Source organism: Pseudoalteromonas phenolica (genome assembly GCF_005886345.1).
In the GTDB taxonomy this organism is placed as follows: domain Bacteria; phylum Pseudomonadota; class Gammaproteobacteria; order Enterobacterales; family Alteromonadaceae; genus Pseudoalteromonas; species Pseudoalteromonas phenolica_A.
This window is the reverse complement of sequence record NZ_PNEC01000057.1, coordinates 71833-85464: the sequence shown is the minus strand read 5'-3', so window position 1 is coordinate 85464 and position 13632 is coordinate 71833. Positions and strand designations below refer to the sequence as shown.

Genomic DNA, 13632 nt, shown 5'->3' with positions numbered 1-13632 from the left:
TCAGATTTCTTTTCTCTTTTCTATTTTCACTTTTCACTTTTCACTTTTCACTTTTCACTTTTCACTTTTCACTTTTCACTTTTCACTTTTCACACAGTGTTTATTCTTGCTAAAGGATCTACTTATAATATAGAAATGAAAAAAGCGGCCTAAGCCGCTTTATAAAAAGAATAAAAAAGTATTTACTTATTTTCTTCTTCTGCGTAAGAACGCTAAAGGAGAAGCTAACAATGCTAACCAACCTAGTGAACCAGCGTCACCATCGTTGTCGTCATCATCGTTCCCTCTAAGGTCATTTACTTTTACATGTACTTTAGGGTTATTTGATAAATTCCCTCTGCTGTCTAAGGCCTGAACAGTAAATGTGTATAAAGATGAATATTCAAAATCTACTTCAGACTGAACAATCACATTACCTTCATTATCAACTCTAAATGCGTCATTTCCATAAACATTGAAAGCAGAAATCGTCGCTTTTTCTGGATCTGGCAATTCAAACTCAAGCTTACCAACAATTGTTCCTACTGGTACATTTTCATCAGTAAAGAATGTTTGACCAATTGCTATTACTGGAGGTTCATCAAAATAGCTTTCTTTCATATCTACTTTGTAGACACTGCGGCCATGTGTGAACGCAAATAGTTCTTTGTCTTTGATTACTAATTTCGCAATATTAGTATTTGCTAAGCCTGAACCGTCTGCCATCCAAGACTCACCAGCATCTGTAGAAACAAATACACCTAAATCAGAACCTGCAATTACACGGTTACTATCGTTAGGGTCAACAACAACACTAGTGAATGGAATATCAGGTAAACCATCATCGATCACTGACCAGTTTTGACCACCGTCTGTTGTTTTCCAAATATGAGGTACGCCAAATGAAGACACAGTTGCGTAAATAGTTTGATCATTGTTTGGATCAAAAGCTATTGCACTCACTGTACCACTAGATATTTGTGTTGCTTGCCACTGTGATGTGCCATCAGTGTTGTCAGCATCATAATTTACATAAATGTAACCACGACGCGTACCGGCAGCTACTGCTGAAGTTGAATTAGGAGAAATTGCGATTGACATCACAGAGCTATCAAGTCGAGCTGAACCTGCAACCCAATTGTCTGCTTGATCTTTAGTACGCCATAATTGGCTACCACCAATCCAAAGAGTTTGAGGGTCTGAAGGTGCCATTTCAAAACGTGTAATAAATGGGAAACCTTCATTTGTGATACCGTTAGTTGCAGGTGTGAATGTTTCACCACCGTCTACACTTTTTCTTAAGCTTAGATTGGTTGTTTCAGCAAAAATAATATCAGGGTTGCTTGGGTCTACAGCAGTCCAACCACCGTCACCACCTAAGATTTCTTGCCAATCATTTAAACCACCGTCTTCACCTAATAAAGTACCGTTATCCTGAGTACCACCAAAGTAAGCATCACCATCCGGCATAACTGTACCATGATAGAATTGTGTGACTGCGTAGCCGTTATTTAACGTAGTCCAATTAACTAGTGAATCTTGGTAATCATTCGTTGTACCACATGCTTGAGTTACATTCAGACGATCACCATCAGTATTATCGGTTCTTTGAATACCGCCATCATTACCGACAAACATCGTTTTGTTTTCTACACCATCATAGTCAGGATGGAATACAATCGTATGTTGGTCAGCGTGAGCATATTGGTCGTTATCCATGTCAAACCACCAAATACTGGTTGGCGCAAACGACTTACCACCATCATCAGAGCGGAATAAATCAATACCACCTGTCCATACTACATCAGGGTTAACTGGGTCTACAGCGATTATATTGTCATACCAGCCTTGGTTGAAGTAAACAGGGTCATTACCATAACCACACTGTGGGAATAACCCATAAACCGTATTACTCAATAACAGTTTTGAGAAGTCATCTGCCGTATCGAACGTCACTGTTGCTTCCCAAGTCGCGCCCATATCCGTTGATTTATAAACGCCCTGCATGCCGAAATTCGAAACGCTAGCAACGAGTGCATAGACAATATTTTTATCCGATGGTGCTACAGCTAGTGTTGTACGGCCCTGTTCAGGGAAATCAAGTACAGCTTCCCAAGTCGTACCATTATCTGCACTTCTGTGTACACCACCTTCAAGGAATGAACCACAAGCAGTAAGCAGTACATCATTACCTTCATGCGCTGTAACAGTTAGGTCTAAACATCCTGCAGCTGTACCTGTTGGTACATAAATATTTTCCCAAGTTTCACCGCCGTCATTAGAGCGCTGAACACCACTTCGTGTAGCAGCGTATAGACGTTGATTGTCATTAGGGCTGTGAACAACTTTGTTGGTATAGTGGAAGTGCTCATTACTCGCTGTGCTTGATATTTGTTCCCAAGTCACACCTGCGTCAGTTGACTTGAATATACCATCACCGCGAAGGGCATCCGAATTGAAGAATCCTTCACCTGTACCAGCATAGATAACATCTGGATTAGTTGGGTCTAAGCTCAATGTAGTTACCGCAAGGTTAGTTGCCAAATCGCTTAGCGGTTGCCATGATTCACCTGCATTGTCAGACTTCCAAACACCACCTGCAACACCAGCTGTATACATGATGTCGGTTTCTGTCGGGTGGATCACTAGCGCTCTTGTACGACCACCAATGTTACCTGGACCTAGTTCTTGCCATTCACCAAGTTCTTGATTTTGACCGTCAGGTGCATTTAACGTTGGAGAGTAATCTTCAATAACTTGACTTGTTTTTAGTGAGAAATGAGGCATTGCATTTATATTTGGCAATGCAGAAGAATATTTTTCTACCGGAAGAGAGGTTACACCTAGAGGTAAACGTTGCTCGATATAAAAATCCAACGCTTCTTTTGGTTTGTCATATCTTTTGGGATTGAATAGCTTGCTTTCATATTTTTTATCAAGGTATTCTTTTTTCAATTCATATTGAGTTGACGCTTGATCATCTAATTGATTAAAAGCAACATAGCTTGCGCTACCTAACGCAACAGCTACGGCTAAGCTAACCGGGCTGAGTAACTTCATGATGTTTCCTTTTGATTTAATTATTATTTAATGAGCTAGATTTTTTTACATTAATATCGGTAAGTATAAAGAGTAGACTATTTTCATAAATCCTAACGTTTAATTTATACAAACAGATGCTATCTGTAATTCACCGCTTTTATAAGAAGTCGAGTAACTTAACAAGGTACAGTTATAACTTATCAATAGCAAATATGCACTTTTAAGTCATATAAATACATAGATATTTACAAGCGTTTACATAAAAATAATTTAGAGAGTAAGTAGTACATGACTCCTTTTGCCATTCTTCCTTTACTTCTTAGCGGAACAGAGCAAATCGAACAAATTGAAGTTCGAGCCGCTAGAGATTTACTCAATTCAGACAATTTTAATCATGCCCAAGCTATTTTCATGTCATCAGAGCATGTCACGTCTGCAAATAATACCGTTGCTGATTGGCTTACAAATATGCCAAGCTTTTCTTTAAATGGTCAAGGTGGGCTTTATCAAAGCTATAGTATAAGGGGCTTGAGTCGTTGGCGTATAAGGACCAATGTAAATGGCATACCAATAATGACTGATCGAAGAGCTGGAAACTCAGCCTCTTTTATTGATCCCGCTTTAGTAAAAAATGTATCTCTGCTAGTAGGACCAAGTTCTCTTCTTTATGGCTCAGGTGCAATTGCTGGTGTTGTTTCAATCGAAAGCGAAACTTATCAGCCTCCAACTTTTTCTTCAACTGCTACTGATAGTGATCAGAGTTACTCATTATTGGCAGCGAATGGCAATGACAAAACATCATTTGCAATCAGTCATCGCGCAGCAAATGAAGGCAAAGATGCCAATGGAGAAACAATTTATTCAGCTTACGAACAAAGTTCAATTGGGCTGAATTATAAAACTCAACTTAATCAGCAATATGAGTTTAAAGTCCGCTGGTTAGGCTCATTGTCTAATGATGTACAGAAAAGTAGCAGTGATGACTTTTCAAAAAAAGCATCCATTTATCCAAACGATATTCACTCTCTCGCAGATATTTCATTAACAGGCCTAACATGGCATTTAAATATTTTTAATCACTATCAAAATTGGGATAGTAAAGTTACTAGAAATGAGAAGAGAGAAAATTTGACTAGTTATCAGTCTCATACCCTCGGATCATCTTTTTATAAAGAGTCAATGCTAGCATCAATTCCAACACGTTTTGGGTTTGATTGGGTTTCAAGAAGTGGAGTAAAAATTACAGATAAAGAAACTGATTTTCTTAATGATGAAATATCGAATAACACTCTGATTGATGGTCACTATCATAACCTAGGAACTTATATACAAGGTAAATTCTCAATACAAGATATTGAATTAAATCTTGGCACAAGGTACGACTTGATTGAAACAAAGAACTTAACGCATTCAAAAGACGAGCAACATATTAGTGGAAACTTGTCTGCCCGTTACCCATTCAATAGCCAACATACAAGCACTTTTACTGTTGGCAGTGCTTTTCGTTTCCCTACTTTAACTGAGCTGTATTTTAATGGTGTTACGCCTAGAGGAAATACGCTTGGCAATAAAAATTTAAAGACAGAGCAAAGCTTTAGCTACGAATTGACTCATAAGATTAAAATTAACAACTACACACTACAAGGAAGTTATTTTAGAACAAACTTAAGCGACTATATCGAAAGAGTCAGGATAAATGATAACACTCGCACTTATATTAATTTGGACGAAGCAACGATTTCAGGCTTTGAATTAAGCGCGAGTATTGCTGTAAGCAAAATGCTTAGTCACTCATTGACATACTCAACTCAAAATGGCGAAGACCAAAGCGGTAATCATTTAAGTGATATATCACCTAGCAAACTTTCTTTAGTCTCTAATATGAATTTAGGTGATTATGAAGTAATTACTGATATATTTTACAGGAGTGAACATAAAGAATTTGGCTCTGGAGAATCAGCTTTACCCAGTTTAGTATCAGCTAACATCAAAGCTAACTGGTTCATTAATGAAGAACTGACTGGAACAATAGGAGTAACAAATTTATTTAATAAGTTGTACAAAACAACCGCTGATGAAGATGCGCCTTATGCAAATGAAAGACGCATTAAAATAGGTATAAAATGGCAACGTATTTAGCCAAAGATTAACTCCCAGAAACTAGGTGGCTCATGAAGCTTATGATATTGCTTTCTGAGCCCATCGATTTTTAAAAGTGTACTTTCACTTTCGTCTATCTTACCTGCCAATATCTGCTTTTGAGCAAGGGTCAATGCACTGATCACTTTGTTTAGCCCCTGAACTGACTCCTCTTGAGTACCAGATTTAAATTTTGCTTTTTTACTCTTTTCTAGCAACTCTATCATTTCTGAAATATGTTGGACTCTCTGCTCGTTATCACCAGCTTTCAAAGTTTTTTTGTATAAGTGCCCAATATTTTTCATTGTTACAGAAAGGTCTGACTGCTTTGCATACGAGTTAAAGCTAACAAGACTAAATATAAAAATAAGAAAAGATAGATACTTCATAGAAACTCCAAAAAATCGACACGATATTATATGTACTTTGAAAGATAAATAAACCGTTAGAGTGTAAAGGGGCTTTACATAAACAGATAAGTAGCTAAAAAAACTATACCTACGCCTGTTTTCTGTTTTAAAGACAAACTTTCTTGATAAAAAACTCGACCAATAAAAACAGCCATTACAACACCCAAGCCTCTTTTAATAGCTTCAACAACACCCGGATTTAAATATTCGAGTGCGCTAAATTGCAACAATACCGCTGCAAAAAAAGTGAAAACTGCGATAGCCCACCACAAAGAATTAGATTTAAGTGCCAACCATTGAGTACTTGTTCTTACACAAACAAATAGTACGAATATAATTATGCTTGTTAAATACATACCATGAAATGCACTTGAACCTGAAATTAAGGCCTTCTTATCTAAAACAATGCAACTCCCCCAGGCTAGCGCCGTAATAACTGCATAAATAGCAGACTTATCATCACTAGAAAAAGCAGTACCTGCGAGTAGCCAAGTGGCGACAACCACTAAAATGATCCCCAGCCATTCTATATTAGAAACTAATTCATTTAAAAAAATGAAAGAAACGACTGCTGAAATAAAAGGAGTACAAGCAGTAATTGAAAGTACAATTGCCAGTTTACCTTTTGAAATAGCAAGCATAAAACAAACACTCCCTATTGCAGCTAAGATCCCGCTGAATGTAGCTGGAAGAAAGTATTCATGATTAGGAACATTGAACCCTTGCAGTGCCCATAAGATAAAAAATAAAGGTAAAACACTGACACTCATAGCTAAAGACAGAAACTTTGGTTCAACATTTTGAGCAAGTTCTTTTCTAGCTATGTCAAACAAGGACCAACATATCGCACTTAAAAAAGAAAAAATCATATTTGATTTAAAACTTCCTTGAACTTGTTTTTCATAAATAGAGTAATTTTTTTATGCTCTGGCTTCCAACCGTTCAAGAATCGATAGAAATCAGACCACACTATAGGCCATAGAGTACGCCATTCATGCTCTAAAAGTTCATACTCTTTTATATTCATGCTAGAACTGAGTGCTTCATTCAAACTTTCAAAGTATAAATTAAGTATTGATTCTTCATACTTTGCACATTCTTCACCATCAAACACACTGGTCATAAACAACATGACATCTTGTAACCCAATACCAGAACCAACATATTGGAAATCATAGCCAAGTACGTTGTAACTTTTATCAAATGCGTAGTTTGCTAACTTAGAATCACCATGTAATAACGTCTGATACTTAGCTTTATAAAGTGAGTCTGCTAAATACCTTGCTCGGCGTTTTAAATCAATGAATTCCATCTTTTCAAACTCGTCAGGCCTGGTTTCTAAATGCCAATATCCACCTAATGGAAATGGTTCTGAGTTGATGAGGGGAAGCCCTTGCGCATGAAACTGGGCTAACCATTTCACAACTGCATAGATATGCTCAAGTTTATAATCATCTATATTTTGGAAACCCTTTGATTTAAAGTCTTCTAAGATCAAAACATTTAAAGCACCTATTCTCTTTGCAAAATAGCAACGGGGTCTGACATTCTCAAAAGCCGTTTGGAATCTCGGGGCGTAGTAAAAACTGATTTCATTCAGATAAGACTTATCTTTTCTCTTTTTTGCAAAGTCAGATTGATTGATGACTTGATGATTAATGTTTTCAGGAATTTCACTGAGTTTAACTACCACTGGCTGGGAGTTATATAAACCTGATTGAATTTGTCCGCATCCACTCCAGAGTGAAATAGATAAATCAGTGAGCGTAAGCTCAGGTATGTGCTTTTCTATATAACGTGTACTCAAAGCAATTACTTTTAATTAGTGTTAGATTTTGATTTATTGTACGCGCCTAAAATAAAAACGCCCAGCAAAATGCTGGGCGTTGTTCTCCACGATTGTTAACTGGCCTGCTGAATTTCAGCATTCAACGGACAATCATCAATAAGGTTTAAGTCGAAATCAAACTCATCAACTCGAATCGCTTTTTCACGCTTCTTGTTGTAATCAATTAATTTAGCATATTGCTCGCTAGTAATGACATTTGCGGCTAAAGCGTTATCTAACGTGTCAGCAAAACGCACACCTGGTTTTACTTGCTTTGCACGAAGTGCTTTCTTAAGTACTTTAAGTAAATCAAGACAAGCCATTTTCGCCTTGTAAGCCTGCTCGTTAATATCGTGACCATCACCTGCTGTTGGTTTAACAAGTTTAGTAATTTGTGACTTAAATGCCGTGTCTTGCTGTGCCGCTGAAGCTAATTCACGAATTAGGTTATCATCAATTTTCGCCATTCTATGGCTAAATTGTAATGTTGCTACACGTAAGAACTTGCGAGCAAAACTTGCAGGGAAGTTATCTAAAAATTTATGTAATGCGTTTTCAGCATTTTGTAATGCCCAGCGCGTTGCATAATGGAAATAAGGGGCAGCTTGCGCACGCTCTGACTCAGATACTTTCTGCTCATAGTACTTAATTGAAGCCATTGCTGCATATAAGTAACTCATTACATCACCAAGTCTCGCTGATAACATCTCAGCTTGCTTTAACTTACCACCTAGTACCAATAATGAGAAGTCAGCAAACAGAGCCAAACGAGATGATAATTGCATAACCGCTTTCTCATATGGCTTCACTTCAGACAACGAACTTTGACTACCAGCCATAAACGGCATTAAGCCTAAGCCGAATGCACGTAGGCCATTCGAAATACCGTAACCCACTGTTTGACGGAATTTCTTATTAAACTTCTTATCTGCGTTAGCTTCTTCACTATGAATTGCTTCAACCATTTCTTGAAGATGCGGGTGACAACGCATAACACCTTGGCCAAAGATCATCAGGTTGCGAGTTAAAATGTTTGCGCCTTCAACAGTGATTGCGATTGGCTGCGCTACATATCCGCTTGCTAGTGTATTCTGAGGACCGTTTTGAATCGCTTTACCAGCTAGAATGTCCATTGCAGAGTCAAGCACATCACGACCGATTTCAGTCATGTGATATTTTGCGATTGCAGTAACAACAGACGGTTTCAGCCCCATACCTAAACCTTCAGTAGTTAACACACGCATGGACTCTTGGAGGTATGTTTTACCTGCAATGTCTGCTAGTTTTTCTTGAATACCTTCAAATTGTCCAATTGATAGACCAAACTGTTCACGAACCGCTGCATATTCTGAAGCTGATTTCAGGGCTACTTGGCTTGTAGAAACACCTAACGCTGGTAACGAAATACCACGACCTGCACCAAGACAGCTAACAAGCATCTGCCAACCACGACCAATGTTTTCCTGCCCACCAATGATGAACTCCATTGGAATGAACACTTTATTGCCGCGTGTAGTACCGTTATAGAATCGGATACCCATAGGGTCATGACGATTACCAAGCTCAACACCTGGATGAGATTTTGGAATTAACGCACATGTTATACCAAGCTCTTCTTTACCACCCAATAAACCTTCTGGATCGAATACTTTGAATGCCAGACCGAGTACAGTTGCGATAGGTGCTAGAGTGATGTAACGCTTGTCCCAAGTAATCTCTAAACCTAGAACTTCTTCGCCATTATGCATACCCTTAGTGACAATACCTTGGTCAGGAATACCACCGGCATCAGAGCCAGCTTCAGGGCTAGTAAGAGCAAAACATGGAATATCAGTACCATTAGCTAAGCGTGGTAAGTAATGTGCGCGTTGCTCTTCTGTACCGTAATGCATTAATAACTCGCCCGGGCCTAGTGAGTTTGGCACCATGACAGTTACTGCAACTGCTGAAGATTTAGTCGCGATTGTACCTACGATGGTTGAATTAGCATAAGGGCTAAACTCACGACCGCCGTAAGACTTAGGAATAATTAAAGAGAAGAAACGTTCTTTCTTTAGAAAATCTAAAATATGTTCAGGAAGATGCTTACTATTTTGGATAACTGAGTCATCAATCATAGCCATTAACTCTTTCACTGGACCATCAATGAAAGCTTGCTCTTCAGCTGAAAGTGTCGCCTCAGGTACTGCGCGAAGTGCGATGAAATCAGGTTTACCTTGATAAATAGACCCTTCTAACCAAACATCACCAGCATCAAGTGCTTCTTGTTCTGTAATTGAGATACTAGGTAATACTTTTCTAAATTGTGTTCTTAAACTCATAACTAACTCATCAGACCAGTTGAATATACTTACATTACGGCACAAAAATTCGATTAGATCAATTGCTCTAAGCGATTATTTAACTTGAATATTACAAAATATTTGAAGGGTGGTTTTTAAGTCATTGATATAAAAGTGCTTACACGTGTACGCTGAAGTTAGACTTTTTATTAATATTAGATATTAAATTGCGCACAATTGGTTATTAAAACTACAACAAAGCTATAATAAGATGATAATTACAGATAAAGTAATTCAAAAAATTTATTTGCAAAACTATCAGTTACACAAAGCGTTCATAAAAAGTATCACTAATTTCTAAATTTGTTACCTAGAAGCTAGCATATAGACTAAAGTCTAATAACAAGTTGAGCTATACGAGGTGAAAACATGAGGCAATTAATTACGCCAAAGTTAGTCACAATATTCGTAGGCCTTTTGACTGTAACGTCTGCATATAGTTTTATGAGTGATGAATATATCACTTGGAAAGCTTCTCTTGCATGCGATGCAAAATGTCAATTACTAGGGTGCAAATCAGGAAATTTATTTAATAATATGGATGACCTAACAAAGGTCTGCAGATGTGAAGGTGATCAAGATTATCTGATCATTGTGAATTAAAAAACGGCGCAATTGCGCCGTCTACAAAGTGTTATTTTTATTTGGTTAAATCGTCAAAAAACTTTTTAACGCCTTCAAAAAAGCCTTGCGCTTTCGGTCTATTTTTACCGTTATCAGCGCCCATACTCTCTTCTAACTCCCTTAACAACTCTTTTTGTCTTTCATTCAAGTTAACTGGTGTCTCAATAACGACTTTACAAATTAGATCACCAACTGAACCACTACGGACTGATTTAACACCTTTACCACGCATACGGAACATTTTGCCCGTTTGACTCTCTGCTGGGATCTTAAGGTTAGCTCGGCCATCTAAAGTTGGCACTTCAATCTCACCACCAATAGCTGCTGTAGTAAAGCTAATTGGAACTTCACAGTACAGGTTATTGCCATCGCGAGTAAAAATTGGATGTTCACGAACAGATACTTGAACATATAAATCACCAGAAGGTGCGCCGTGCATACCCGCTTCACCCTCACCGGTTAAACGAATGCGGTCACCAGTGTCTACACCAGCAGGGATTTTTACTGATAGAGTCTTTGTCTTCTCAACACGACCCTGCCCATGACAAGAGTTACATGGATCTGAAATAACAGAACCTGTTCCTTGACATGTAGGACATGTTTGCTGAACAGCAAAAAAGCCTTGACGCATTTGTACCTGACCAGCACCGTGACAAGTCGGACATGTCTTTGGTTTAGAGCCAGCTTTTGCACCACTACCATCACATGGTTCACAACTTACCCAAGTTGGTACTTTAATTTCAACTTCTTTGCCACGAACCGCCTCTTCAAGGCTAAGTTCTAAATTATATCTAAGGTCAGCCCCTCGTTGTTGACGAGATTGACGACGACCACCGCCACCACCAAAAATATCACCGAATACGTCACCAAAGATATCGCCGAAGTCACCTTGACCACCGCCGAATCCACCATGACCGCCGCCATTTTGATCAAATGCAGCATGCCCGTATTGGTCATACATCTGACGCTTTTGACTATCAGCTAAAACTTCGTATGCTTCTTTAACTTCTTTAAACTTAGCTTCTAAATCTGCATCACCTTCTGTTCTATCAGGGTGATACTTCATCGCTAGACGCTTATACGCTTTTTTTATGTCACGTTCACTGGCATCTTTAGAAACGCCAAGTACTTCATAATAGTCACGTTTTGACATCGTTTTTATTACTCTTCGATAAGGATAAGCCCACTTGCAAAAGGCTTAAAAAACTGAATTTTAGATACACTAAGGGCGCGTTCAGCAAAGCTTACGCGCCCTAACAAAATAACGATTACTTGTTATCTTTTACTTCTTCGAATTCAGCGTCAACAACGTCATCGTCTTGCTTAGCTGAACCTTGCTGCTGTGCACCTGCCTCAGCACCTTGTGCTTGTTGCGCTTGTGCATTTGCTTGAGCAATTTCCATGAGCTTCTGAGACTTTTCAGCAAGCGCTTGAACTTTAGCATCGATGTCTTCTTTGCTATCGCCTTTAATTGCTGTTTCAAGTTCAGTTAATGCCGCTTCGATAGCAGTTTTGTCTTCAGCTGGTAGTGCTTCACCTGCTTCTTCGATTTGTTTACGTGTACCGTGAACCATGGCATCAGCTTGGTTACGTGAAGATACTAGTTCTTCGAACTTCTTATCTTCTTCTGCATTTGCTTCTGCATCACGAACCATTTGCTCGATCTCATCGTCGTTTAGACCTGAAGAAGCTTGGATAGTGATTTTCTGCTCTTTACCTGTATCTTTGTCTTTTGCAGATACATGTAAGATACCATCAGCATCAACATCAAATGTTACTTCGATTTGAGGCACACCACGTTGTGCTGGGCGAATACCTTCAAGGTTGAATTGACCAAGAGACTTGTTGTCGCTTGAACGCTTACGCTCACCTTGTAGTACATGAATTGTTACTGCTGACTGGTTGTCTTCTGCAGTTGAGAAAGTTTGCGACTTCTTAGTAGGGATAGTCGTATTTTTCTCGATTAGCGCAGTCATTACCTGACCCATAGTCTCAATACCTAATGATAGAGGACATACGTCTAATAGTAATACATCTTTTACGTCGCCAGCTAGTACACCACCTTGAACCGCTGCACCAACAGCAACCGCTTCGTCAGGGTTTACGTCTTTACGAGGCTCTTTACCGAAGAACTCAGTAACCGTCTTCTGAACTAAAGGCATACGCGTTTGACCACCAACAAGGATGATGTCATTTACGTCGCTTACAGATAGGTCTGCATCAGCTAGTGCACGCTTAAGTGGTTCAATAGATTGAGTTACTAGGTCTTCAACTAAAGATTCAAGCTTAGCGCGAGTAAGCTTAACATTCATGTGCTTAGGACCAGTCGCGTCAGCCGTTACATACGGTAGGTTAACTTCTGTTTGTTGTGCACTTGAAAGTTCAATCTTCGCTTTTTCTGCAGCTTCTTTAACACGCTGCATTGCTAGTGGGTCATTTTTAAGGTCAATGCCCTGGTCTTTTTGGAATTCTTCAACTAGGTAGTTGATAACACGATTATCGAAATCTTCACCACCTAAGTGCGTATCACCATTTGTAGCAAGTACTTCAAATGTATGCTCACCATCAACTTCATCGATTTCAATGATTGAAATATCGAATGTACCACCACCAAGGTCATATACAGCAACAACGTTGTCGCCTTGTTTCTTGTCCATGCCGTAAGCAAGTGCAGCAGCAGTTGGTTCGTTGATAATACGCTTAACTTCTAGGCCCGCGATACGACCAGCATCTTTCGTTGCTTGACGCTGTGAATCGTTGAAGTATGCAGGAACAGTAATAACTGCTTCTGTTACTTCTTCGCCTAAGAAATCTTCTGCTGTCTTCTTCATTTTCTTTAGAACTTCAGCTGAGATTTGAGGCGCAGCACGCTTTTCGCCACGTACTTCAACCCATGCATCACCATTGTCTGCTTTTGCAATTGTGAATGGCATAATGCTGATGTCGCGTTGTACTTCTTCGTCTTCAAAACGACGACCGATTAAACGCTTGATTGCAAATAAAGTATTTTTAGGGTTTGTAACCGCTTGGCGCTTAGCAGGTTGACCTACTAGCGTTTCACCTTCCTCAGTGAATGCAATAATCGAAGGGGTAGTACGATCACCCTCAGCATTTTCAATTACGCGTGCGCTATCACCATCTAGTACTGCTACACAAGAGTTAGTAGTACCTAAATCGATTCCAATAATTTTACCCATGAATCTTCTCCGACTTCAAAATTCGTTGTTTTCTTACGTTGACTTGTTAATAAGGGCACTGTTTTTGAATT

At 38.9% G+C, this 13632-nt stretch carries 8 protein-coding genes; 1 reads left to right on the top strand and 7 read right to left on the bottom strand.

The annotated features are described in order from the left end of the window. Window positions 1–186: 186 nt before the first annotated feature. Window positions 187–3039 (bottom strand): cadherin domain-containing protein, encoded by a 2853-nt coding sequence (locus CWB72_RS18065; RefSeq protein WP_138634325.1) that lies wholly within the window; start codon window positions 3037–3039, stop codon window positions 187–189. A gap of 270 nt (window positions 3040–3309) precedes the next feature. On the opposite strand from CWB72_RS18065, the gene CWB72_RS18060 reads away from it, so the two are divergent. After that, entirely contained in the window at window positions 3310–5160 is a 1851-nt protein-coding gene (locus tag CWB72_RS18060; protein WP_138634322.1) for a TonB-dependent receptor plug domain-containing protein, read from the top strand. Here the strand turns inward: CWB72_RS18060 and CWB72_RS18055 are convergent. The 6 genes from CWB72_RS18055 to dnaK all read right to left on the bottom strand — a co-directional run bounded on the left by CWB72_RS18055 (window position 5157) and on the right by dnaK (window position 13561). Continuing rightward, window positions 5157–5549, bottom strand: coding sequence for a cytochrome b562 (locus tag CWB72_RS18055; protein WP_138634319.1), 393 nt, complete (start codon window positions 5547–5549; stop codon window positions 5157–5159). The two genes, CWB72_RS18060 and CWB72_RS18055, sit on opposite strands and share 4 nt — an antisense overlap. Before the next feature lie 74 nt (window positions 5550–5623). Further along, on the bottom strand, window positions 5624–6439 hold the full coding sequence (locus CWB72_RS18050; RefSeq protein WP_138634316.1) for an SMR family transporter: 816 nt from the start codon (window positions 6437–6439) through the stop codon (window positions 5624–5626). Next, entirely contained in the window at window positions 6436–7377 is a 942-nt protein-coding gene (locus CWB72_RS18045; protein WP_130256205.1) for a kinase, read from the bottom strand. Before CWB72_RS18045 ends, CWB72_RS18050 begins: the two co-directional genes overlap by 4 nt. A 95-nt stretch (window positions 7378–7472) precedes the next feature. Beyond that, window positions 7473–9719, bottom strand: coding sequence for an acyl-CoA dehydrogenase (locus CWB72_RS18040; protein ID WP_138634313.1), 2247 nt, complete (start codon window positions 9717–9719; stop codon window positions 7473–7475). A gap of 661 nt (window positions 9720–10380) precedes the next feature. Further along, on the bottom strand, window positions 10381–11517 hold the full coding sequence (gene dnaJ / locus CWB72_RS18035) for a molecular chaperone DnaJ (protein WP_138634310.1): 1137 nt from the start codon (window positions 11515–11517) through the stop codon (window positions 10381–10383). A 115-nt stretch (window positions 11518–11632) separates the two neighbouring features. Next, window positions 11633–13561 carry a molecular chaperone DnaK gene (gene dnaK / locus CWB72_RS18030; protein WP_138634307.1) on the bottom strand — a complete coding sequence of 643 codons (1929 nt, stop codon included), beginning with the start codon at window positions 13559–13561 and terminating at the stop codon, window positions 11633–11635. Window positions 13562–13632 lie beyond the last annotated feature (71 nt).